We start from the raw sequence: 24558 nt of genomic DNA, 5'->3' as shown, positions 1-24558 counted from the left end.
ACCGTCCACCGCCAGGTGAAGTATCTCAACAATGTTGTCGAGGCCGATCATGGCAAGTTGAAGCAATTGATCAGGCCTGTTCGTGGGTTCAAAACGATGAAAACAGCGTATGCGACCATCAAGGGATTTGAGGTTATGCGCGCCTTGAGAAAGGGGCAGGCCAATCATTTCAATCTCTCAAATGACATCCTTGGAGAAGCTCGGATTGTCGAGCGGGCCTTTGGTGTTGGTCCGGGAGCTATAGCAGAGGCTATCACTCTGCTCGAGAAAAGAGCATCGAGCTCTATGGCCTAAGTGGCAGCCGGGCTGAGCCTCTCGACTGCTCCTCAGAGTTTTTGCAACAGAGCCCTCCGGCAGCCCTTCGCACTGCAATAGATGCCGGTGCTGACACCGTCAATTGCGGATTTCGCAATGAGACTAACGCTCGTAACTTTCCTGGGCTCAACTTCTCGATCAAAGAAATGCGCCAGGGAATCGAATATGCCGTAGCTCGAGGGTCCAAGGTGTTGACGGCAGTAAACACCTTCGCACAGGCTGGCAATATAGTTTTATGGCAGAAGGCGATTGACGAAGTAGCGGTCTCCAATGCGCATGCCATAATTCTTGCCGATCTCGGCATGCTCGATTATGCAGCCAACAAACATCCTGATCTACGGCTGCACCTCTCGGTTCAAGCTGCAGCTGCCAATGCCGACATGATCAATTATTATGTCGATGAATTCGGTGTAAAGCGTGTTGTACTGCCCCGTGTTTGAACTGTTCAGGAAATCGCGGCAATCAATGCTAAGATCAATTGCGAGACCGAAGTCTTCATTTTCGGCGGCCTCTGCGTCATGGCCGAGGGACGCTGTTCCCTCTCCTCCTATTGCACCGGCAAATCTCCCAACATGAACGGCGTCTGCTCCCCTCCCGGATCGGTCAAATATGAAGATCGCGGCGCCCATTTGGAAAGCTCCCTCGAAGGCATCACTATCAATCAATATCCCAAAGGGGAACCTGCTGCTTATCCAACCCTCTGCAAGGGGCGCTTCGAATCCGATGGTAAGATTGGGTATGTTTTTGAAGATCCAGTCAGCCTCAATGCCGCTCATCTACTGCCCCAATTGCAGGAAGCGGGTGTCACAGCCCTCAAAATCGAAGGACGACAGCGTGGCAAGGCCTATATGGCGCAGGTGGTAAAAAGCTTCCGACAGGCAGTGGATGCTATGGCATCCGGCAGAAGTGTCGATCTAGACGCCATGCTTGCCCCGCTAACGGAGGGTCAGAAGAGCACCAAAGGCTCCTACCAGAAGACATGGCGCTAACAGCGCAAAAGGGAAATGATAATGAGTCCGCGCTGAACAATGCCTAAGCCATTGAAGTTTTGTATGTGCGAAGCAATGGTACAATATTCGTTTTGACTGTTTTCGGCGTGATTGTTCCCAGCCAGAGCAGCAAAAATATGATCGCATTGAGGATCAGACGCAGGTTATGCCCCGCTGCTGCCAAGAGGGCGTTGATGGCATCGCCATCTTTGCCATTGAGGAAGTTCCGGTCAAGTCGTCCATCTGTTTTCATGTGGCCGATGGTCGCCTCGATCGCTGATCGCCGTTTCAGCTCGCGCTTCATCTGTGCCGTCAACCCGCGCCTCTGGCCGGAGATCATGACCTTGGCTTCACCTTCATAATCATGGCCACGATACCCACGGTCCACATAAACCCGATCAGGCTCTACCCCGCAAATCTGTTTGGCCTGACTGATAGTGTCATTCAAGGTGTGCCCATCATAGGGATTGCCCCGAAACGCTCTGGCTGCAAGAACCAGTCCTTCCCGGTTGGTAGTGGCAATGCCGATCTTGGACCCAAATTCATAAGGCGTTCGCGCCTTGCCCTTGGCAATACAGGCCACTTCCGGCGCATGCATGGAATAGAGCTTGTCCTTATCCTTGGGCTTCTGGGCCAGAAGCCGCTCCACCAGGCCCAGAAGGCGAGCAAAGCGATGCTTGAGGCCATCATTGTCAGTAATCTTGCGGCAGATGTCGCGATAGACCCGACCCAGATAGGTCTTCAGCTTCTTGAGCTCCCGGCGCATGCGCTTGAACTGTCTGGCATGCGCATAGCGTCCTGCCATCAAGGCCGCTTTCTTGGCTACCCTGGTATGGCTGCGGCGTAAAATGATGCCTGCCCGTTTGGCCTGACGAACCAGGAGCAGCAAGGCCTTGTGATAAAGCCGGCTATCGGTGGGGTGTGCGATGGCTTTGGGCTGGACAGTTGTGTCAACCGAGATCCGCTCAAGGCTGCTTTTCTTGATGGTCCCACGCTCAATCGCCACCCCGACAGTAGCGGCCAATAGTTTTTCCATTCCTTCCGGACCAATCCGCTTGCGCCAACGGGTCATTGTTGAGGGGTCAATCGGCAACTGGTGCTGAAAGAACTCAAAACCGCAGAAATACTGCCAGTATGGGTTCTCGACCCAACGCTCCACCGTCTCTTCATCAGAAAGATCGTGCATGTGCTTGAGATAATGCAGGCCAGCCATCAGACGCGTAGGCTTGGCTGGCCGCCCCATAGGTCGATAATGCTTGCCAAAGTCCACGTCAAACACATCCCAAGGCACCAGGCCGGAAAGCCGTACCAATGAATGGTCCATGTCGATGATTGCATCAAGGCGTTCCTTGAAAAGATCGCCACTCCGTCTCTTGCGCTTCGAAGGTCTCATGAAAATATGCCAGAAAATGAATGCCCAACTTAAACTCCTTGGCATTTTCTCATATCCAAAACCACAAGGGAATCCATATCCTTCAATTACTTAAAGGGTTCTTCAGTGCGAACTAATGAAAAAACCAGAACTCACCCTTGGCCCTTGCCTGTTCAACTGGTCTGAGGATGATTGGCGAGATTTTTACTTCAAGATCGCCGATGAGGGAGATTTTGATCTCGTCTATATTGGCGAAGCAGTCTGTTCCAAACGGCTTCCCTTTCGCGACAAAATTCTGCCCGATGTGCTCGATCGCTTGGAAAGCGCTGGCAAAAAAGTGGTGCTCTCCACCCTTGCCCTTGTCACCACCAAGCGGGAACGCAAAATCCTCGCCGAGCAATGTGAGCAGGATATGTTGACGGTTGAAGCCAATGACCTCACCGCCCTCGCCTTCCTCAAGGGTCGCCAATATATTATCGGCCCCTATATCAACATCTATAACGAAGCGACTATTGAAACCCTGGCCAAACGCGGTGCCGTCCGCTTCGTTTTGCCGCCAGAAGTATCCGCCAAGACCGCAGCCAAACTGATTAAGGTAGCCCCGCAGCCGGATTATGAAATGCAGGTCTTTGGCCGTTTGCCGCTCGCCCTCTCAGCGCGCTGTTATCATGCCCGCCTGCATAATCTTTCAAAGGATAACTGCCAATTCATTTGTGACAAGGACCCCGATGGTCGCGACGTCAGAAGTCTCACCGGTCAGCCCTTCCTTGCCGTAAATGGCGTTCAAACCTTGTCTTATAGTTCTCAACTCATACTTGAAGAATTGCAGGGACTTCGAAACATAGGTATATCCGCCTTTCGACTCTCACCTCATACCGGAGATATGTTAGGATTGGCAAAGATGTTTCGATCTGTACTTCATGGCCTTATTGACACTACCGACGCACGCGCAAAAATCTCGCGACTTATGCCCGATCATCATTTCATCAACGGTTTTGTCTATGGCCAACCTGGCATGTATCAGATCGACCACGGTTTGGATATATGAAATACCAGCCAGAAGCGTATGCTCATCAAGCATATGATTTACTTAGACGTAATCTGTTTTTCATCGCTTATCAATACTTCTTGCCGCCAATTCTCGACGTAGGTTTTTCACTTCCTCAAATTTTTCAGATACATCACGCATAATAGCGACTATGCCTTCAACCCTCCCTTCGTCATTGCGAAGCATTGTGATCGTAAATTCAACAGAAATCTTGCTTCCATTTTCTTTAATAGCTGGGACAGCTAGAAGAGAGCCGCTCCCATATCGACTGGTACCCTTATTGATCGAATCCCACCAACCCGCCCAATGGCGTGCTCGTAAATTCTCAGGAATAATAATATCGAGCGTTTGCCCAATGGCTACGTTCGCCGCAAAACCAAAAATGCGCTCTGATCCAGGATTCCAAAAAGTGATAACACCTTCGCGATCGGTGCCAACAATCGCATCTGCCGAGTTATACAAAACTGCATTTGCGATTATTTCATCAGTCTTACTGCTGTACATGTTTTCATTCATCCATTCAAAATTATGCTATTTCTATCATTCGCTTTGCACGAAAATTGCCTAACCGTGACGCGCTATAAATCTATCAAATGTCAACTAGACGATCACAGCCATCGGTTCACCCGACTGGTTTGAAACTCTTGATTACATTTGGATCTGTTTCGATTTCGCCAGCTCCGATCAAGTGAAGACAATATGGGATGGCAGGAAAAACCGCATCCAGACACAACTGAATTGCGGCAGGTTTACCAGGTAGGTTGATGATCAAGGTTCGCCCTCGAGTGCCAGCAGTCTGGCGCGAGAGGATGGCGGTCGGTGTCTGGTCCAGACTGATGCGGCGCATAAGTTCTCCAAAGCCCAAAAGCTCTTTTATCAGAACGGCACGCATCGCTTCTGGAGTTTCATCGCGCGGGGCAGGCCCCGTTCCTCCTGTCGTGAGTACGAGATCCACTCTCTCCTGATCGCAAAGGTCAATTAGGGTGTCGCGAACGGATTCAAAACCATCAGGAATGATGCGTCTTGTTACATCAAAAGGGGATGTAATCGCTGTTGTAAGCCAATCTTCAATCAACGGCCCACTCAGATCCTCATATATGCCTTTGCTGGCGCGATCAGAAATGGTAACGACAACAATATGCATCTTAACCTCCCAAGACAGACATGTGGCGATCAATACCTTTGACCAAATGACTTTCGATTTTGAATGAGTGGCCTTTTGGTTTGTTTCGAACGGTATCCCGGATGAGCCTCTCCAAGGCAGCATCCCCCTCGCTCCCTCGTAATGCTGCGCGCAAATCAACCGAGCCTTCATTCCCCATGCATGTGTAAAGACCGCCCGTACAGCTCACTCGCACCCGGTTGCAGGCAGAACAGAAATCGCAGGACAGAGGTGTAATGAACCCAAGGCGGCCGCCTGTTTCCTTGACCCTTACATATTTTGCCGGTCCACCTGTTGTCTCGCTTAGCGTTTCAAGGGTCCAACGGCGCATCAGGTCAGCACGCAGTTTGACAAGCGACAGATGACTGTCGCTCCTTTGATGAGAGACTTCTCCCAAGGGCATCTCTTCAATCAGGGTAATATCCATGCCATCCCCATGCGCGAACCTGATCAGGTCATCAACCTCATTTTCAAAACTCCCCGCTGCGGCGACCACATTGATCTTGACCTTCAGCCCGGCACTACGTGCTGCTTCAAGACCTGACAAAACCTTTTCGATTCTGCCAAGACGGGTGATAGTCGCATAGCGTTCAGCATTGAGTGTATCGAGAGAAACATTGACCCGACGTACGCCTGCAGAAAAGAGATCTCGGGCATATCGTGAGAGTAATGTGCCATTGGTTGTTAATGTGAGCTCATCCAGATCGTTGTGTTTGACATGTGAACCAAGAAGCTCGAACAATTGCAAAATATCTTTGCGAACCAATGGTTCACCGCCAGTAATGCGTATCTTGCGCACACCATAGCGCATAAAAACAAGGCTTAGACGATAAAGCTCTTCGTGAGTAAGCACCTCTCTCCTCGGCACAAAGGTCATATGTTCGGCCATGCAATAGGTGCAGCGTAAATCACACCTATCTGTCACGGACAGCCGCAAATAGTCCGCCGTCCTACCGAAATTGTCACGTAAGAAGTAGTTTGGATATTGATCAGGCGGCATTTCGTAGCCTCCTCGCATATTTAATGGCTTGACGACACCAAACAAGCACTGCTTGTTCTTCTTGCTCAAGTGAAATTGAAAACCCGTCCGAAAACTCCACCCATGGTTCAATGTAAGATTGTTTGACTGGGGTCAGCAGAGGAATGTTGGCAATGGCAACGGTTTCAAACACTGACCTCAAGCCAGTTCCTTCACTTTCCCCTTTGCCGAAACGATTCAAAATGACTATATCTGGATGAAATTCCACCGCTTTAGATAGGCTTGCTGTTAAAGTCGTCATTGCATGAGGATCAAGCCTGCACCCCCTGGCGTGTAGGCCAAGTGTCTGCATAATCTGATGACGTTCGCCCGTTTCAATATTTTCCACTTCGATGGCTCTGCGACACTCTCCCACCTCATCTGTTGCAAACTGCAGAAAGCCAACTACCCTGTACCCTTCAGCGAGAAGTGTCTCCGTCACTCTTTTAAGAATGGAATCGACTGGGTCGTCCTGTACAAAAGGAACCGCTGCGACAAGCTTGGTGTTATTGATCATAAAAACTTGCTCCCAAGGCCTTGCTAGTGGTCGAGAGCGGAAACCAAGAAAACGTATCTCCAGCGTTGGTATGTCCAACCTCTGAAGATAAAACCACCATTCCATCAGCTTGCGCTAGAGGGAAAAGCGTGCCAGAACTGCCATGTCCTAAAATCTCAATAACCGGCAGACCCTCATCATACCCAACGATACGCGCTGGCAGAAATTCAGTCCTGCCGCTTTTTCTTTTGATTGGGTGCCTCAAGATGGCCCTTACCTTCGTTGTTCTTCTAGGATTAGCACCGGAAAGAATATCAATCTGCGCGCGCACGAAGATTTCAAACCCCACAAACACGGCCAACGGATTACCTGGCAAACCTGTATATAAAGACGCTCCCAGTTTGCCAAAAAAAACCGGCTTTCCAGGCTTGAGGGCAACACGATGCGCAACAATCTCTCCGTTTGCAACGCCGAGAGCTTCTCGCAAAAGATCTCGCGCACCCAATGAAGCAGCGCCAGTCGATATGATCAGATCGTACAGGCACGAGATCTCACACAATTTATCGGTCATCAATGCCAGATTGTCAGGCAAAATCCCTAGATCAGTGACGTCAGTCATGGAACTCTCGCACAAGGCCATCAACATTGGTGCGTTGGCATCAAATATATTGGCAGGTCCATCCAATTTGTCGTTACGTCTCAATTCATCGCCAGTTGACAAAATACCTATCCTAACTGGGCGTGTTACACTTACGTTGAGAATACCATTAGAAGCGAGCAAGCCAACATGATGTGGCTCCAACCTCGTCCCAGCAACCAGTAAAAGCTCGCCCTGAGCGATGTCTTCACCACGATAGCGTATGTTGTCACCATGAGAGGGTCTTGAACGCACTGATACCATCGAACCATTAGCCACACAGTTTTCCTGCATGACGACTGTATCAAATCCAGAAGGCACCGGAGCACCTGTAAAAATACGGTAAGCACCAGCTTGGGCTGGAACAGGTCTTGGAATGTTGCCAGCAGCAATAGTGCCTAAAACTGGGAAGGTCCACGGCCCATCTCCAAGCATGTCTTCTACTCGCAGGACATACCCGTCCATCGCTGAGTTATCGAAAAACGGCATAGACCGATCCGCGTAAAGACTTTTTGCCAGCACACGACCACAGGCATTACGAATTGAGATCGTTTGCTCAGTTACGAGCGGTTTTGCAAGCCCTTTCGCAACCTCGACCGCTTCCTCAACTGACATCAAGCCTTTTTGTAGATCAGATACTTCGCAGTTACAGGCTTTCTGTGTAACTTCAGGCATTGGTTCTATTCCTCTTTTCAAAAGCCGCCTTTACCTTTGACTTCTATCCCACGTCGAGCGGCCATACGGGCGCCTATCATGACCAGATCAGTTGCACTGAGGCACGCCCGTGCCAAGGGAATAATGATAGCGTTTTCAACGATAAGATGACGACGTTCAGCCACTGCAAAATCATGAAGCAACTCCAGAAATTCTATAGAAAATGGGGCTCCATCATTAAGACCTATCAATATAAGCCTCGCTCTTTCTCTATCGCGTGTGTGTTCGGAACTGAGTTTCCCAAGTAGGTGCTCAAGTTGACCGTCGTCGTCGACACGACGACGCAGGAGAGGAAACAAATCCTCTTCTTCATCGAGGGAATGAAGCGCAAAATCAGATTTCAGAAAGCTGATGGCTGCCTCTACATATGCTGCGCCCAGATGAGCGCCAACACTCAAATTGTCGAGAAGGCCAAATAAGGCCCGCTGGCGCATATGCTCATCAAGCAAGAACTCAAGCGGCGAAGCAAAGCAGTCTTTATTCTGCTTTTTACGAAGCAGATCCAAAGCAATACGATTGGCCTCATCATGCTTCTTCATCGCAATACCCTACTGCACCAGTGAGCTTTCAGCACCGGTCATGCTGATACCTTTGATTTCGGCATTAGAGGTCAGCAGAGCAATATATTGAGAAACTGCCCTAGACCATGCCGATGCTTCCAACCAACCGGCAACGCGCTCCTGAACCATATCAAAGGGCAATTGGCTTCCTTCGATCTTGCGATCCAGCCGAATGATGTGAAAACCGTAACGGCTTTCAACCGGTTCTTGCGTTATTTCCCCCTCCTGAAGCTCTTCAAGCGCATTTTCAAATTCATCGACAGTGCTGCCTCTGGAGAGTTGGCCAAGATTGCCACCTTGCGACGCTGAGGGACAAACGGAAAAATCTCCTGCAAGTGCAGAGAATTCAGCCGGCTTTTCCTTCAAGATAGCCAAGAGCTTTTGAATTGTGTCGAGGGCTGCTTGTCTGGAGCCTGATTGCTCGAAGCCAATTAGAATATGGCGCGCTTCCCACAGCGGCTCAGAGCTGAACCGCTCTTTGTTATTTTCGTAATATCTCAGACACTCATCTTCACTGGCTTGAGGAACGTCAATTTCTGTCTCAATCAGAAGGCGGATGGTTGCGTCTTCCTCGGTTTCAGTTCGGCTTTCGGTCTCATCGCGGAGCTCAGCCTTTACGCCCAGTTCTTTTGCGCGACAAAGAAGCAACTGCCTCACAACGAGCGCCTTTGCTGCAGCGAACAGCGCCTCGCTGGGATTGTCTGCCGGATGGTTCTGAGCTTCGCTCAGAATCGATTGCTCGGGAATTTCGTCCCCATTGACGCTAATCTGATCGAAACACGGCCTCGCTTTGGGCGGGACGGTTGTGTCTATTTCCTGATAAGTGCCATAGCTTTCAGATGCATCTTGCGCGGGCCTGGCACTCTTCTTTCTAATTGTGTTCAAAAGATTGGCCATTGTGATTTACTCCGCAGGTGCCCGATTGGCTTTGGAACCGTCCCCTTTTTGACGCACAACCTGATAGCCCGGGCGCCAGATATAACGAACCGGTACGCTCAGCATATGTACGAGGCGGGTAAAGGGAAACAGGAAGAGAATTGTCAGCCCCAGAAACAGGTGCAGTTTGAATATGATCGGCGCATCAGTAACATAGCTCGAAGCAGATAAGTCAAATGTGAAGATGCCTTGAGCCCAACTCATGAATTTCAGCATCTCGTGACCATCAATATGGGCAATCGAGACCGGTATTGTCGAAAGACCAAGAAAAAGCTGCACCCAAAGCAGCACGATAATGAGCGTATCTGTGCTGCTTGATTGAGCGCGCACGCGCGGATCGAAAAGCCGTCGGTGAACGAGCAATGTAGCACCCACAATTCCCATGGTACCTGCAATGCCTCCAGCTACCACAGCAAGCGTTTGCTTGGCCTGGTGACTGACACCTAAAGCATCCCATATCCAGATGGGTGTAAGCAAACCAACGAAATGACCCGCAAAAATGAAGAGGACACCCAGATGAAACAGCACTGAGCCCCACATGAGCTGTTTGCGACGAAGCAATTGGCTGGAACCGGATCGCCAGGAATAGGGTTCCCGGTCATAGCGGATAATCGAGCCGACCACCAATACCACCATTGCGATATATGGATAGATCCCGTAAAGAAGCGTGTTGAGATAGCTAAACATTGTCATTCCTCTCAGACCATTGGATTGGTTGCTGCCCCGTCTGGTCGCCGCTGGGCGGCGCGCATTTGGGTTCTCAAACGATCCGGGCCACAGGCTCCTTCACCCGCATTCCCGCCAAAGGTGACAACCTCCTCTTCCCAGATACGATCAAGTGCAGTGAGGTCGTCCGGGTCGTCTTCTTTCATCGACAACAATTCCGAAAGAAGCGCCTCGTCAGGTTTCACCCCCGAAAATAGGGACAGCGCTGCAAAAGCATGGGCATAAGCTGATCCCCGCTTTTTCAATCTTGCACCGACGACTGCAGTGATATGGGCGGTTTCGGCTAATAGCGCACAGGCTTCTTGCGATGGCAAGACGGAAAGAAACTCTAGAAAGAGCGGCAGATAATCCGGCATTTCTTTGGTGTCGAGTTCGAAACCATGATCCTCATACATCGCTTTCAAATCGACCATCGCCTGCCCCCTATCACGGCTTTCTCCATGCACATGTTCAAACAGATGCAGAGACAGGGATCGGCTGCGATCAAAGAGAGAAACATAGCGTTCCTGGGCTTCATAGAGATCCAGACTGGCGAGATCATCGATCAGCCTGGAAAGAAGCTCAGGAACGCCCTTGGGGGCCTCAGAATTACTAAGAGCCTGTTTCATCTCCGTAAGACCATCCAGCTGCGTTTGTTCTGGATAGCTCAAGAGCAGCGAAATAACCTTCAGTGCGATAGTCATTAGACCTGCTCCTTGAAAATGTCTGTCGGTGTCTGGACGACTTTGCGGCGATTTGCTCCGAATAGGTCCGCTTTGGAATTCCCACCAGAACAGCCATTTCCGAAAGAAAACCCACATGAACCACGTATGTCGTAGGCATCCTCTGAGGCCTCTCGGTGGGTCGTTGGAATGACGAAACGATCTTCGTAGTTGGCAATTGCCATGATCTGATACATGTCTTCGATCATCTGGCTGCTCATGCCGACCCTGGCGGCAATAGTCTCATCAATGACACCGTCAATCGTCTTGGCTCGCATATAGCTGCGCATGGCCAGCATGCGTTCGAGCGCCGAGACGACCGGCTCTTCTTTGCCTGCGGTCAGCAGATTGGCAAGATAGCGAACGGGAATACGCAAGGAACGTACATCCGGCATGTCTCCGTCCATACCCAGTTTTCCTTCCTGAGCGGCGGACTGAAGTGGAGAAAGCGGAGGGATGTACCAGACCATCGGCAATGTCCGATACTCAGGGTGCAGCGGGAAAGCAACCTTCCACTCCATCGCCATTTTATAGACAGGGGATGTTTTAGCAGATTCCAACCATGCTTCCGGCACCCCATCCTTGCGGGCTTGCTCGATAACAGCCGGGTCATTGGGGTCGAGAAACACCTTCAGTTGCTCCTCATAGAGATCTTTTTCGTTCCCTGTCGATGCGGCTTCAGAAATCTTGTCTGCGTCATACAGAACGACACCGAGATAGCGAATGCGGCCTACACAGGTCTCAGAACAAACTGTTGGTTGACCGGCCTCGATGCGCGGATAGCAGAAAATGCATTTTTCCGACTTGCCTGAGTTCCAGTTGTAATAAATCTTCTTGTAGGGGCAACCTGAAACACACATTCGCCAACCGCGGCATTTCTCTTGGTCAATCAGAACTATGCCATCGTCTTCGCGCTTGTAGATTGCTCCCGAAGGGCAGGCCGCGACGCAAGTGGGGTTGAGGCAATGCTCGCACAGGCGCGGCAGGTACATCATGAAGGTATCTTCGAACTGGCCGTAGATTTCCTTCTCAATACCTTCAAAGTTTACATCTTTCGATCGCTTCTCGAACTCACCACCAAGGATTTCTTCCCAGTTGGGGCCCCATTCGATCTTCTCCATCCGCTCACCCGTCAACTTCGATCGCGGACGCGCGGTTGGCATGGTTTTGCCTTCCTGCGCACTTTGAAGGTGGCCGTAGTCGAAATCAAAGGGTTCGTAATAGTCGTCGATTTCCGGCAGGTCCGGATTGGCGAAGATCTTGGCGAGGATGCGCCATTTGGGGCCCATTTTGGGTTCGATCTTGCCATTCTTCTTGCGGACCCAGCCACCGTTCCACTTTTTCTGGTTTTCCCACTCCTTGGGAAACCCGATGCCTGGTTTGGTCTCGACATTGTTGAACCAGGCATATTCAACGCCTTCACGATTTGTCCAAACATTCTTGCAAGTGACGGAACATGTATGGCACCCGATGCATTTGTCGAGGTTCAAAACCATACCGATTTGTGCGCGGACCTTCATTCTGCCACCTCCAGGGTTTGAGGGATTGTGTCGCTGTCTGGCTCGTCCATCCAATCGACCTGATCGAGCTTTCTGACCACGACAAATTCATCGCGGTTCGCTCCCACCGTCCCGTAATAGTTGAAGCCATAAGACTGATGGGCATAGCCACCAATCATGTGCGTTGGCTTGGTAATGGCCCTCGTAACGGAATTATGGATGCCACCGCGTTGCCCAGTTGTTGGAGAGCCCGGTGTATTCACGATCTTTTCCTGTGCGTGGTACATAAAGATCGTGCCGTCTTTCATGCGTTGGGAAACTACCGCGCGGGCAATGAGAGAACCATTGGAGTTATAGACTTCGACCCAGTCATTATCGATGATGCCAGCACGCTTGGCGTCAGGCTCCGAGATCCAGACAACCGGGCCACCCCGGTTGAGGGTCAGCATCATCAGGTTGTCTGTATAGGTTGAATGGATGCCCCATTTTTGATGCGGCGTAATGAAGTTCAGCACCAGATGCGGTTTGCCGTCGGCCTTATCGACAATGGTCGGCGTAACCGATTTGGTGTCGATTGGCGGCCGATAGACACAAAAGCCCTCACCAAAAGCACGCATCCACAAATGATCCTGATAGAGCTGCTGGCGGCCGGTAATCGTACGCCACGGTATCAGTTCATGCACGTTGGTATAGCCCGCGTTGTAACAGACCTTCTCCGACTCCAGGCCCGACCAGGTTGGTGAGGAAATGATCTTGCGCGGCTGCGCCACGACATCACGGAAGCGGATCTTTTCATCCTCCTTGGGGATAGCCAGATGGGCGTGATCGCGGCCTGTAAACTTTGAAAGCGCATCCCACGCCTTCACAGCCACTTCGCCATTGGTCTCTGGAGCGAGCGACAGGATGACTTCGGTCGCATCAATGTCAGTTTCAATTTTCGGGCGACCATTTGTGACACCCTCTTCTGTTACCGTGCCATTGAGGCGCCCCAGAAGCTCGACCTCGTGTTCCGTGTTCCACGAAATTCCCTTACCGCCATTGCCGAGTTTGTCCAGAAGCGGACCAAGTGCGGTGAAGCGCTTGTAAAGGTTCGGATAGTCACGTTCGACAACAGCGACGGTCGGCATGGTCTTGCCGGGCACCGGATCGATCTCGCCGGTCTTCCAGTCTTTCACATCAAACGGCTGGGCCAGTTCGCCAGGCGTATCATGCAAAGTGGGCACCAGCACAATATCCTTTTCAACGCCCAAAACCTCTGGGGCGACATCAGAGAATTTCCGCGCAATGCCCTTGAAGATCTCCCAGTCGCTGCGTGCATCCCATGCCGGATCCGCGGCACTTGAAAGAGGATGGATGAACGGGTGCATATCCGAGGTATTGAGATCATTCTTTTCGTACCAGGTCGCAGTAGGTAGAACGATGTCGGAATAGACACAGGTAGTCGACATGCGGAAGTCAAGTGTCACCAGCAGATCGAGCTTCCCTTCCGGCGCTTCATCGTGCCATACGGCCTCTTTGGCTTGTTGTCGACCTTCCTCACCCAGGTCCTTGCCAAGCACGCCATGCGATGTGCCAAGCAGGTGTTTGAGGAAATATTCATGCCCCTTACCAGACGAGCCGAGCAGGTTGGAACGCCAGACAAACAGATTGCGTGGCCAGTTTGCCTCCGCATCCGGGTCTTCGCAGGACATCGAAAGCGTGCCTGTCGTCAAGGCGTCAGCAACATAGTCCTTTGCCTCCTTACCTGCAGCCGCCGCATCTCTGGCAACCTGTAGCGGATTGGTTTTCAGCTGTGGTGCAGACGGCAACCAGCCCATGCGTTCCGCCCGGATATTGTAATCAATGAGCGAAGCATCCCAATCGCCGTCCGGCGCTGTTGGTGAGAGGATCTCATCCACTTTCAGTGTTTCGTAGCGCCATTGGTCTGTATGCGCGTAGAAGAAAGAGGTGGAATTCATGTGTCGTGGCGGACGGCTCCAATCAAGCCCGAATGCCAGTGGCAACCAACCGGTTTGCGGACGCAATTTTTCCTGACCGACATAGTGGCTCCACCCCCCTCCGGACTGTCCAATGCAACCGCACATCACCAGCATGTTGATGATGCCACGGTAGTTCATATCCATGTGATACCAGTGGTTCAGCCCCGCCCCGAGAATAACCATGGAACGGCCATTGGTCTTTTCGGCGTTGGATGCAAATTCTCGTGCGACCGCGATGATCTGGTTCTTCGGGACACCCGTGATTTTTTCCGCCCAAGCGGGTGTATAAGGTAGGTTTTCATCATAGGATTTGGCGCAATTCTTGTCTTTCAGGCCGCGTTCGAGACCATAATTGGCAACAAACAGATCGAAAACCGTAGCAACAAGCGCCTCACCATCAGCGAGTTTGATCTTTCTTGCAGGCACCTTGCGAACCAGAACGCTGTCATGGTCTGTCCCTTCAAAAAAATCATGTTCTTTGTTGCCGAAATATGGGAAGCCGACATTTGCGATCTCGCCATTGTCGCCATCGCGAATGAAGGACATTGTGAGGTCGACATCTTCACCCTTTCCATCTTTGGCCTCAAGGTTCCACTTACCCTGCTCACCCCAGCGAAAACCGATGGAACCAGAGGGCGTGACATAACTCTTCGATTTGCTGTCATAGGCCACTGTCTTCCATTCGGAATTGTTCTTTTCTTCCAAGTCGTTCTCAAAATCTGACGCGCGGATGAAACGGTCTGGAATATAGTGGCCATTTTTTTCGACGAGCCGCACCAGCATGGGCATGTCCGTGTATCTGCGGCAATAATCGTCAAAATAGTCCGTTTGGCGATCCAAATGAAATTCTCGCAGGATGACATGGCCCAACGCCATTGCAAGCGCCGCGTCCGTACCTTGCTTGGGGTGCAGCCAAAGATCCGAGAATTTTGCCGCTTCCGAGTAATCCGGAGAGACCACAACCGACTTTGTTCCCTTGTAGCGCGCCTCAGTGTAGAAATGCGCGTCCGGGGTTCGCGTTTGTGGAACGTTGGATCCCCAGAGCATAAGGAAGCCAGCATTGTACCAGTCAGCAGACTCTGGAACGTCCGTCTGCTCACCCCAGGTCATGGGAGATGCAGGAGGCAGGTCACAATACCAGTCATAAAATGACATGCAAACGCCGCCCAACAAGGACAGATAGCGCGAGCCTGCTGCATAAGAAACCATGGACATGGCCGGGATGGGAGAAAAGCCGATGACGCGATCCGGGCCCCATGTTTTCGCAGTATAGGCATTGGCTGCGGCGATGATCTCATTCACTTCATCCCACGTGGAACGAACGAAGCCTCCAAGACCACGCACTTTCACATAGTCTGCCCGCTTTTTAGGGTCTTCCTGGATGGCAGCCCAAGCCCCTACGGGTGTTTTCAGTGTTCGTTCTTTGCGCCACAGCTTCAACAAACGGGAGCGGATCAGGGGATATTTGACGCGATTTGCGGAATACATGTACCAGCTGTAGCTGGCGCCACGCGAGCATCCTCTCGGTTCATGGTTCGGTAGATCCGGACGTGTACGGGGATAGTCTGTCTGCTGTGTTTCCCACGTCACAATGCCGCCCTTGACATAAATCTTCCACGAGCAGGAGCCGGTACAGTTCACGCCGTGTGTCGAGCGCACAATCTTGTCATGCTGCCAACGCTTGCGATAGGAATCTTCCCAGTCGCGGTTTTCGCTGGTCGTAACACCGTGGCCCCTGGAAAAGGTGTCGACATTCTTTCGCGACAAAAAGTTGAGACGATCAAGGAGATGAGACATGTTGTTTTCCTTCTCTGTCGGCCGGGCTCAACAAGGAACCGAGGCGCCCTTGCGGGTGTAGAAGACATGCGTGATAAGAACACACAGCACATAAAAGGCACCAAAGCACCACAGAGCAGCCTCCGGGCCGCCGGTCATGCTGATGGATGTTCCATAGGCCTTTGGAATGAAGAATGCTCCGTAGGCAGCAATGGCGGACGTGAATGCAATGATAGCTGCGCTCTCACGCTCTGCCTGTTTCAATTCTGCAGCCTGATCCAATTCAGGCATAAGGCGGGCAACCTCTTTGCGCATGATTGTGGGGATCATCTGGAAGGTTGATGCGTTGCCCACACCAGTCAGGAAGAACAGGGCCATAAAGGCTGCAAAAAATCCCCAAAATGCCCCGGATTGATCCTTTGTTGCGAGAAAATAGAGAACGCCAGCAACAGCAAAAGTCATGCCGACAAACGTCCAGAAGGTGACACGGCCACCGCCAAATTTGTCGGAAATCCAACCGGTACCTGCACGGCTCAATGCTCCAACCAATGGCCCCAAGAACGCATAGGACAAGGCATCGACTTCAGGAAACTGCGTCTTCATCAGCAGCGGAAAACCAGCAGAATAACCGATAAATGATCCGAATGTGCCGGTGTAGAGAATGCACATGATCCAGTTATGCGCGCGTTTGAAAATAATCGACTGTTCTTTGAAAGAAGCTTTTGCGTCAGCAATGTCATTCATTCCGAACCAGGAGGCTAATGTTGAGATGACTAGAAAGGGCACCCAGACAAAGCCTGCATTCTGAAGCCATAGAGGGGTGCCATCTCTGGCTACTTGGGCATCACCCACAAACACCGTGAATGTAGCGGTTGAAATGACTAGAGGGACAAGGAACTGCATGACAGAGACGCCAAGGTTCCCAAGCCCTGCATTCAGCGCCAGGGCGTTGCCCTTTTCCTTTTTCGGGTAGAAAAAGGAAATATTGGCCATGGACGAGGCAAAGTTTCCGCCCCCAAAACCGCAAAGCAACGCCAGGATCAAGAATATGGAATACGGTGTCTCAGGATCTTGAACGGCGAAACCAATTCCGATTGCCGGCAGCAACAATGATGCGGTCGACAAGGTGGTCCACAAACGTCCCCCGAAAATCGGGACCATGAACGAATAAAAGATGCGGAGTGTTGCGCCTGAAAGCCCCGGCAAGGCCGCAAGCCAGAATAATTGGTCCGTTGTGTAATCAAACCCGATTGCGGGTAACTTGGCAACAACCACGCTCCAAACCATCCATACAGAAAAGGCTAACAGCAAGGCCGGAATAGAGATCCAGAGGTTTCGGGCTGCTATCTGTCGGCCTCTTTCTTCCCAGAACTGTTTGTCCTCTGGCCGCCAGTCATTGAGCGTGTGTCCTTGATCTTGATGTATCGATGAAATCGCCATGGGCCTCCCCTTACAGCGCATGTTTCAAATGGGTCGCCCGATTAGGGCGAACTACTGTATTTTCGAATTTGTTTAATCGGCAGACTGATGCTTGGTATCCAGGATCTTGAAAGGCTCAGCCTTGCCTTTCGGTGCGGCCAGCGGCTGATCTGGAGTATCTGAGAGATACAGCTCTTGCTCCAAGGCGGGATGGCGACGCTTCTCCATTTTACGGATTGCGACGTGCATCCAAACGGAGGAAATTGCGACCAAGAGAAACATCAGCATGAAAGGAGCTGTCCAAACGCCTGTTAAGTCGAGCAGGACGCCAAATGCGATTGGCAAAAAGAAACCACCAAGCCCACCAATCATTCCAACCAGCCCTCCAACAGCCCCAACATGGTGGGGATAGTATACCGGGATGTGTTTGTAGACAGCGGCTTTGCCAAGGCTCATCATGAAGCCGAGAACCACGGTTAACCCAACGAACACGGACACACTGATGCCAAAGTGAAAATTGATCGGTTCGTTGATACCCGATACCGTGTATGTTGTTTGGGGATAGCTCAGGATGAAAAGAGCGACCAGTGACACGATGAACGTTAAATACATGACAAAGCGTGCGCCCCACTTGTCTGACATCCAGCCACCAAGAGCGCGGAATACAGAACCAGGAAGCGAATAGAGACCCGCAAAAATACCCGCTGTTGTCAGCTCCAGATTATAAGCCCCCACATAATAGCGCGGAAGAAACGACGCCAACGCAACAAACCCTCCGAAGACGAAGAAGTAATAAGTCGCGAAGCGCCAAACCTGAATATTTTTGAGCGGAGCCAGCTGCGCAGCAGCTGAAACAGCTTTGGCTCCCGTCTTCTTGCGAGCAGATTGCGCCGGATCATCTTTACTCAGTAGAAAAAACAAAACCCCCGTAGCTGCCAATACGATGGCATAAACACGGGCTGTCCCTTCCCAACCGAGTGCAACAACAAGAAAAGGCGCTACGAAGTTCGTAACCGCCGCCCCAACATTGCCGGCTCCGAAAATGCCAAGAGCCGTCCCTTGATGCTCTTTCTCAAACCATTGCGAAACATATGCAACACCAACGATGAATGATCCCCCAGCCAACCCCAGTCCAAGCGCTGCGAGCAGAAAGATTTCAAATGTGTGAACAGAAGTGAGCAACCATACGGCTACCGCCGTCACCAGCATTTGCAAAGGAAATACAATTCGACCACCAAATTGCTCTGTCCAAACACCGAGGAAGATACGACTCACCGAGCCGGTTAGCACTGGGGTGGCCACAAGCAGGCCAAATTCCGTGTCGGAAAGCCCGAGTTCCCCTTTTATCTTAACACCAATAATTGAAAAAATGGTCCATACAGCAAAACATACCGTAAACGCAAATGTGCTGAGACCCAATGCTCGGTATTGGTCAGACTTAGTGACTCCATCAAGAGCATGCATGGGTCACCCCTCCCCTTGTTCACCATGTTTATGAAAGCGCAGTAGCTTCTATGTGAGAGCAAGTTAGGCGCGCCGGACCGCATAGAAGACTTGATGCAAATCAAACCATTCAGCTTTTGCTGAAGAAACAAGTTCCTTGCTTGCAGTTGGCAAGTGTTACTATTGGGATAATCAAGGTGCGAGGTTGTCAGCACTATCTGGCTGAGCTAAAAATGTTAATTAAGGACCAAACTTTCATCAAGAGACCACCAGATGAGATCAACAGATCTGCCGCAGGTCAGAGAGCTTCAATTGTTTGAAACCACCAGCGGCCCAAATTTTGAAGAGCTCATGCAAGCTGCCTACTTGCAAACCTTTCCAGCGCAGCTAACGCTTATCCATGAAGGGGACCCTGCAGATTTCCTTTATGTTGTGGTTGAAGGGAAAGTAGAATTGTTCGCCAGTTCGAATGGTCGTGAAGCAACCATGGCAGTAGTACAACCATTCGGCACTTTTATTTTGGCTGCCGTATTAAAGGATGCCGTCTATTTGATGTCGGCCCGCACCACAGAGAGATCAAAACTCCTACTAGTTCCCTCCGAAGATATTCGTAAAGCTTTCGAAAAGGATGATGCTTTCGCCAGAGCCATTGTCGGGGAACTTGCCAGCTGCTATCGCGGCGTTGTAAAAGACCAGAAGGACATCAAGCTTCGTACCTCTGTTGAAAGGCTAGCTAATCGTCTAATTCGTTACGACAAAGATCAGGGAAAAACAGGATCATTGGAATTACCCTATGACAAAAGAACCCTGGCTTCTTTATTAGGTATGACACCGGAAAATCTCTCGCGTGCTTTTAACACGCTCAAACCTTACGGTGTTGAAGTTGAAGGTAGCAAAGTTCATTTGAATGACATGAAAAGCTTACTGATACTGGCGAAGCCAAATCACTTGATTGATGACCGTAAGACCTGATATTGTATATGCCATTCTCCCGAGCTGATCTCTGCACGATAGCGTCAACAGTTATGTTGTCTAGCGCGAAGTGATAGCAATTACCTTAGAAGAGCTGTAAACATCTCGTAATCGGACGCCTCCCCTCCTGTCAGCAGGAAACCAAGAGGGCGCCCCAAACCGGGCATGGATCTTGCTCGTAAAACCGTCGTGCGATCGACCAAAGCCTTCCTTGAGACTCCCCTTTGCATCAGCTGCCTGCGAATGGCGCCGGATGATCGCGTTGTCTTCCATATGTCGCCAGTCATCGGTTAGACCGAGCTCGATGAGCGTCCCCAGCATGGCGTCCCAGACGCCTTATTTAGCCCAGCGCCAGAAACCCACATAGACCGAATGCTCATAAAGGTCTTGGTAAAAGCGCCCTTCATTCAGAAATCAACTGATTTGAAACCTCTTTTGTCAATACGGCCTAGTTTCCTTTCAAAATACTATTGAATCTTGGTTGTAAACCGCCCTGCTCTCAGTATTTCACTGTAAAAAGAATTTGCCAGTCGTACAGCTTGACTTTGGTTGTACCCGAGGCCACATTGGTCTTATGACCTACATTTGCTCCACCCTCTTTCTCAAACGGATGTGCCTTATCGCAGGCGGGTAGCCCCCGACTCGGACGCGTCGCGCCCGGTCGAGGGGTAGCGGCAACAAGCCATCCAGCGTTCATAGTATCGTTGGTCACGCGACATTTCACCTGAAAATTTACACTCAGATCCGCACCAACGGATTACATACTTGCCGTATTTGCGGCAGGCATGGAGCAATTGTAGCCATGAGCACAGATGCCTTCCTCAAACCAGATATTACGATCACACAAACTGACGCCAACCGGCTGATGCTGTTGGCCGAAAAGAATGAAAGCACCATATCTTCCGTGGTTGAGGTTCTATATGCCGAACTCGACCGAGCACGCGTCGTTCCCGACGAGGCCATCAGTAGCGACGTAATCCGAATGGGATCCTATGCGCGTTTTTCAGGAAACTCCGGCCCTTCCCGCCAGATAACACTGGTGTATCCGGGCAAAGCTGACATCGCTTTAGACCGGCTCTCCATTCTGACACCCATTGGAGTGGCACTGATAGGCCTATCCAAGGGTCAGTCAATGGATTGGCAAACACGGGATGGCCGCATCCAACGGTTGGTTGTTGAAGCAGTTACTCCTCCGGTCGAGAAAGCCTGAGCCTTTCGCACATCATGTGAAGGCATCTTCCTACCCCCCTAAAGAACTGAAGAAACATTTAATAAGCAAGGAACAGACGCTCATGAAAGTTACTGGACCGTCATTTGTCTCCAACGACGAGTTAGGCTTTGGCCGCGGACTAGTTTGGATGGCGCTCAGCATGATCTCCTTTATCGGCATGTCGATTGGCTCCCGCGAGCTGGCAAGCTCCCTTTCCATCCAGCAGGTGCTGTTTTTCCGAGCGCTCGTTGGCCTAATTATTATTCTTGTTCTGGCTCGAAAGCTGTTGCCGGAAGTGCGGGAAAAGAAAATGCTGCGCCTGCATTTCATTCGCAACATTGTGCATTTTACTGCTCAGTATTTCTGGACGATTGGCGTGGTATTTTTGCCTCTTGCATCGGTCTTCGCATTAGAATTCACAATGCCGATCTGGGTTGCTTTCTTCGCTTGGCTCATTCTTGGAGAAAGGCTTACGGGACCGCGACTTCTTGCCACGATCGGAGGCTTTGTCGGTGTTCTCGTTATTGTGCGGCCAGGAATCAGCATGGTTGATCCTGCGTCAGTGTTCGTGCTGTTGGCTGCGGCAGGCTATGGTCTATCGCTAATCTGCGTGAAACAGCTAACCCAACAGTGTTCCGCCGGAGCTATCGTTGTCTGGATGATCCTGATCCAATTGCCCTTGGGCTTTGTGCTCGCTCTAACTGACTGGGAGCCGGTTCACTGGCATACTTTGCCCTGGATGGTACTGGCAGGAGCCGGTGCGTTGAGTGCACATTTCTGTCAGGCTCAGGCCCTGAGAATACTGGATGCGTCGGTTGTCATCCCCATCGACTTCCTCCGAGTGCCAATGGCAGCCATTGTTGGCTACTACGCCTATGGCGAGTTCATCGATGTCTGGGTGCTGCTGGGCGGAGCTATTATTCTCTTCTCCAACTATCAGGCGGTAATGACAGATCGGCGCAATCGAGCTGCCTGATATCCGCTTTGCCCCCCCCCCAAAAAAAGCTTCACGGCCATCAGAAAACCTTTCTTCTAGCCGGATTAGGCCGCTCCACAAAACCGACAAAGGAACTTCACCATGTTTTATTGCCAACCTCACCCCTATGAGTTGGTGCCGATTGGCACGATCTGGACAACAGATTGTTGCCCGATGGACACCACTTCATGCTCTTATCGAGATTACGATCGCAACTATGTCCTTGAACTGGATGCAGTCTATTTTGATGGCTGCATTGGCCTCGAGACAATCAGCGAGCTGACAATTCTATACTGGCTTCGAGAGGCAAATCGCAGCGTTCTGAAAAGTAATCCGCCGGACGATGCAGAGGAACTCGGCGTTTTTGCAACTTGCACACTTGACCGTCCTAACCCGATTGGAATCGGGTTAGGACTTGTCCGAAAGATCGAAAAGAACCTCATTCACGTATCTGGAAGACTGAAGTGTCCAACGGGCACTCCCATTCTGGATTTGCGACCGGAGACCCTTTACTGCGGCAGAACGCAGCTACCCGCACATTTAACAGCAGTTTGATTACCAGTTATGCACATATTATGGATTGAACTGACCACAAAATGTGCAATGTGATTAAAGTGCGTGCAAATTTAATTATTCTCGGAGGCAAGATATCATGAAGAAACTTGAAGCGATCATTAAGCCGTTCAAGCTTGAGGAGGTCAAAGAAGCGCTGCAGGAAGTGGGCCTGCAAGGCATCACGGTGATTGACGCCAAGGGCTTCGGTCGTCAGAGAGGCCATACCGAAATGTACCGTGGCGCCGAGTATGTGGTGGACTTTTTGCCAAAAACAAAGGTGGAAGTTGTGCTCGATGAAGGTCAGGTCGACATGGCCATTGAAGCAATCCAAAAATGTGCCCGGACTGGACGCATCGGTGACGGCAAGATTTTTGTCTCAGATATCGATCAGGTGATCCGTATCCGCACCGGCGAAACAGGCAATGAAGCCGTTTGAAATATTAGCATATCTCTCGATCAGTGTGTTGAAAACAGAAAGCTTACCGAAACCCTGGTCGACCAATCCAAGCGCTCAAGAACAAAGGACACCGGAATGAACACACCAGCTGAAATTGTGAAGATGATCGCAGATGAAGAAATCAAGTATGTTGATATTCGCTTCACCGACCCGCGTGGCAAGCTGCAGCACGTCACCGTTATGGAAGACCAGGTAGATGAAGACTTCCTCGAAGAAGGCCTCATGTTTGACGGTTCCTCTATCGCGGGCTGGAAATCGATTGAATCTTCCGACATGAAACTGATGCCGGACTGCGACAGCGTTTACATTGATCCGTTCTATACAGAAAAAACCCTCTGCGTACATTGCTCCGTCGTTGAGCCAGGCACCGGCCTGCCTTATGAGCGCGACCCGCGCGGCACCGCAGAAAAAGCTGAAGCTTATCTGAAATCTTCCGGTGCCGGCGACGTCTCCTACTGGGGCCCAGAAGCAGAATTCTTCATCTTCGACGATGTTCGTTATGCCAACACCATGAACAAGGTTTCTTTTGAAGTCGACGCAATCGATGCCGCATGGAACAGCGACACCGAATACGAAACCGGCAACACCGGCCATCGTCCGGGTGTTAAAGGCGGCTATTTCCCCGTCAACCCTACCGACTATGCGCAGGACATCCGTTCTGAAATGCTCTCCACCATGAAGAGCATCGGCATGAAAGTTGATAAACATCATCACGAAGTGGCGTCCTGCCAGCACGAACTCGGTATGATCTTCGGCCCCCTGACCAAACAGGCTGACGAACAACAGAAATACAAATACGTCATCCACAACGTAGCTCAGGCATACGGTAAAACCGCCACTTTCATGCCTAAACCAATCTATGGGGACAGTGGTTCCGGCATGCACTGCAACATGTCCATTTGGAAAGACGGCAAACCCCTCTTCGCTGGCGACAAATATGCTGACCTGTCTCAGGAAGCCCTTCACTTCATCGGAGGTATCCTGAAGCACGCCAAGACCCTGAACGCCTTCACCAACCCGTCCACCAACTCCTACAAGCGTCTGATCCCTGGCTTCGAGGCCCCTGTTTTACGCGCATATTCTGCTAGCAACCGTTCCGGCTGCATCCGTATTCCTTGGACCGAATCTCCAAAGGCAAAACGCGTTGAAGCTCGCTTCCCGGATCCGTCCGCTAATCCGTACCTCTGCTTCTCTGCTCTGCTGATGGCTGGCCTTGACGGCATCAGGAACAAGATCCATCCGGGCGATGCAATGGACAAGAACCTCTACGATCTGCCTGCTGAAGAACTCGAAGGCATTCCGACCGTTTGTGGTTCCCTGCGTGAAGCCATCGATTGCCTGAAAGCTGACCACGAGTTCCTGCTTGCTGGCGACGTCTTCACCAAAGGTCAGATCGAAGGCTACATCGAGCTGAAAATGGAAGAAATCGAGCTGTTCGAACACACACCGCACCCAGTTGAATTCGCTATGTATTACAGCTGCTAATCTAACATTCCTTATGTTGATATTAGTCGAGAGGGCGGCAGGTGGTTGCCCTCTTTTTGAGGTTCCTTTTCTCCACTAAACTCTTTTATTCCACACCACTGGTCGCGCTCATT

Annotated in this window: 22 protein-coding genes and 2 pseudogenes; 9 read left to right on the top strand and 15 right to left on the bottom strand. The window is 51.0% G+C overall.

Annotation, left to right across the window (positions count from 1 at the left end):
* Together BM258_RS22645 and ubiU are read left to right on the top strand one after the other, a co-directional pair.
* A partial coding sequence (locus tag BM258_RS22645; protein ID WP_139229354.1) for a DDE-type integrase/transposase/recombinase occupies nt 1-294 on the top strand: 294 nt, incomplete at its 5' end.
* A gap of 41 nt (nt 295-335) precedes the next feature.
* Nucleotides 336-1304 (top strand): annotated as a pseudogene (gene ubiU / locus BM258_RS22640) (ubiquinone anaerobic biosynthesis protein UbiU).
* Between the two features lie 43 nt (nt 1305-1347).
* Here ubiU and BM258_RS22635 read toward each other — a convergent pair.
* Entirely contained in the window at nt 1348-2697 is a 1350-nt protein-coding gene (locus tag BM258_RS22635; protein ID WP_090075522.1) for an IS5 family transposase, read from the bottom strand.
* A 115-nt stretch (nt 2698-2812) separates the two neighbouring features.
* On the opposite strand from BM258_RS22635, the gene ubiV reads away from it, so the two are divergent.
* Nucleotides 2813-3724, top strand: coding sequence for a ubiquinone anaerobic biosynthesis protein UbiV (ubiV, locus tag BM258_RS22630; protein WP_090075519.1), 912 nt, complete (start codon nt 2813-2815; stop codon nt 3722-3724).
* Between the two features lie 60 nt (nt 3725-3784).
* Here ubiV and BM258_RS22625 read toward each other — a convergent pair whose 3' ends face one another.
* From BM258_RS22625 to BM258_RS22565, 13 genes are all read right to left on the bottom strand, one after another.
* Nucleotides 3785-4228 (bottom strand): PAS domain-containing protein, encoded by a 444-nt coding sequence (locus BM258_RS22625; protein WP_090075521.1) that lies wholly within the window; start codon nt 4226-4228, stop codon nt 3785-3787.
* 118 nt (nt 4229-4346) lie between these two features.
* Nucleotides 4347-4868 carry a molybdopterin adenylyltransferase gene (mog, locus tag BM258_RS22620; RefSeq protein WP_090075518.1) on the bottom strand — a complete coding sequence of 174 codons (522 nt, stop codon included), beginning with the start codon at nt 4866-4868 and terminating at the stop codon, nt 4347-4349.
* 1 nt (nt 4869) lies between these two features.
* The gene (gene moaA / locus BM258_RS22615) at nt 4870-5886 is read right to left on the bottom strand and encodes a GTP 3',8-cyclase MoaA (RefSeq protein ID WP_090075517.1); all 1017 of its coding nucleotides are present in this window, start codon (nt 5884-5886) and stop codon (nt 4870-4872) included.
* A complete protein-coding gene (locus tag BM258_RS22610; RefSeq protein WP_175528220.1) occupies nt 5876-6421 on the bottom strand; it encodes a DUF2478 domain-containing protein in 546 nt (181 codons plus the stop codon). The genes moaA and BM258_RS22610 overlap by 11 nt, the downstream gene beginning before the upstream one ends.
* Nucleotides 6411-7712 (bottom strand): molybdopterin molybdotransferase MoeA, encoded by a 1302-nt coding sequence (locus BM258_RS22605; protein WP_090075515.1) that lies wholly within the window; start codon nt 7710-7712, stop codon nt 6411-6413. The genes BM258_RS22610 and BM258_RS22605 overlap by 11 nt, the downstream gene beginning before the upstream one ends.
* 17 nt (nt 7713-7729) lie before the next feature.
* On the bottom strand, nt 7730-8290 hold the full coding sequence (locus tag BM258_RS22600) for a hemerythrin domain-containing protein (RefSeq protein ID WP_090075514.1): 561 nt from the start codon (nt 8288-8290) through the stop codon (nt 7730-7732).
* A gap of 9 nt (nt 8291-8299) precedes the next feature.
* Complete coding sequence (locus tag BM258_RS22595; RefSeq protein ID WP_090075513.1) at nt 8300-9208, bottom strand: peptidylprolyl isomerase; 909 nt, start codon at nt 9206-9208, stop codon at nt 8300-8302.
* Between the two features lie 6 nt (nt 9209-9214).
* A complete protein-coding gene (gene narI / locus BM258_RS22590; protein ID WP_090075512.1) occupies nt 9215-9934 on the bottom strand; it encodes a respiratory nitrate reductase subunit gamma in 720 nt (239 codons plus the stop codon).
* Nucleotides 9935-9945: 11 nt separating this feature from the next.
* Complete coding sequence (narJ, locus tag BM258_RS22585; protein WP_090075511.1) at nt 9946-10656, bottom strand: nitrate reductase molybdenum cofactor assembly chaperone; 711 nt, start codon at nt 10654-10656, stop codon at nt 9946-9948.
* On the bottom strand, nt 10656-12194 hold the full coding sequence (gene narH, locus BM258_RS22580; RefSeq protein ID WP_090075510.1) for a nitrate reductase subunit beta: 1539 nt from the start codon (nt 12192-12194) through the stop codon (nt 10656-10658). Before narH ends, narJ begins: the two co-directional genes overlap by 1 nt.
* Complete coding sequence (locus tag BM258_RS22575) at nt 12191-15949, bottom strand: nitrate reductase subunit alpha (RefSeq protein WP_090075509.1); 3759 nt, start codon at nt 15947-15949, stop codon at nt 12191-12193. The genes narH and BM258_RS22575 overlap by 4 nt, the downstream gene beginning before the upstream one ends.
* 27 nt (nt 15950-15976) lie before the next feature.
* Nucleotides 15977-17368 (bottom strand): NarK family nitrate/nitrite MFS transporter, encoded by a 1392-nt coding sequence (locus BM258_RS22570; protein ID WP_090075508.1) that lies wholly within the window; start codon nt 17366-17368, stop codon nt 15977-15979.
* 72 nt (nt 17369-17440) lie between these two features.
* Nucleotides 17441-18811: an MFS transporter gene (locus tag BM258_RS22565; RefSeq protein WP_090075507.1), complete on the bottom strand. Its 1371-nt coding sequence runs from the start codon at nt 18809-18811 to the stop codon at nt 17441-17443.
* 252 nt (nt 18812-19063) lie between these two features.
* Between BM258_RS22565 and BM258_RS22560 the strand changes: the two genes are divergently transcribed.
* Nucleotides 19064-19762 carry a cyclic nucleotide-binding domain-containing protein gene (locus BM258_RS22560; protein WP_090075506.1) on the top strand — a complete coding sequence of 233 codons (699 nt, stop codon included), beginning with the start codon at nt 19064-19066 and terminating at the stop codon, nt 19760-19762.
* Between the two features lie 86 nt (nt 19763-19848).
* On the opposite strand, the pseudogene BM258_RS25185 reads toward BM258_RS22560, so the two are convergent.
* Nucleotides 19849-20137 (bottom strand): annotated as a pseudogene (locus BM258_RS25185) (IS5 family transposase); the annotation flags it as partial.
* A gap of 427 nt (nt 20138-20564) precedes the next feature.
* Between BM258_RS25185 and rnk the strand changes: the two are divergent.
* The 5 genes from rnk (at nt 20565) to glnA (ending at nt 24445) form a co-directional block, all read left to right on the top strand.
* Nucleotides 20565-20972 (top strand): nucleoside diphosphate kinase regulator, encoded by a 408-nt coding sequence (gene rnk, locus BM258_RS22550; protein WP_090075505.1) that lies wholly within the window; start codon nt 20565-20567, stop codon nt 20970-20972.
* A gap of 82 nt (nt 20973-21054) precedes the next feature.
* On the top strand, nt 21055-21948 hold the full coding sequence (locus BM258_RS22545; RefSeq protein WP_210186860.1) for a DMT family transporter: 894 nt from the start codon (nt 21055-21057) through the stop codon (nt 21946-21948).
* Nucleotides 21949-22050: 102 nt separating this feature from the next.
* Nucleotides 22051-22503, top strand: coding sequence for a TrmO family methyltransferase domain-containing protein (locus BM258_RS25140; RefSeq protein ID WP_090075503.1), 453 nt, complete (start codon nt 22051-22053; stop codon nt 22501-22503).
* Between the two features lie 97 nt (nt 22504-22600).
* The gene (locus tag BM258_RS22535; RefSeq protein ID WP_090075502.1) at nt 22601-22939 is read left to right on the top strand and encodes a P-II family nitrogen regulator; all 339 of its coding nucleotides are present in this window, start codon (nt 22601-22603) and stop codon (nt 22937-22939) included.
* Nucleotides 22940-23035: 96 nt separating this feature from the next.
* A complete protein-coding gene (gene glnA / locus BM258_RS22530) occupies nt 23036-24445 on the top strand; it encodes a type I glutamate--ammonia ligase (protein ID WP_090075501.1) in 1410 nt (469 codons plus the stop codon).
* Nucleotides 24446-24558: the final 113 nt, after the last annotated feature.

This window comes from Cohaesibacter marisflavi (assembly GCF_900115225.1).
Taxonomy (GTDB): domain Bacteria; phylum Pseudomonadota; class Alphaproteobacteria; order Rhizobiales; family Cohaesibacteraceae; genus Cohaesibacter; species Cohaesibacter marisflavi.
Note: the sequence above shows the minus strand (reverse complement) of the source record. Positions and strands in the feature narration are given on the sequence as shown.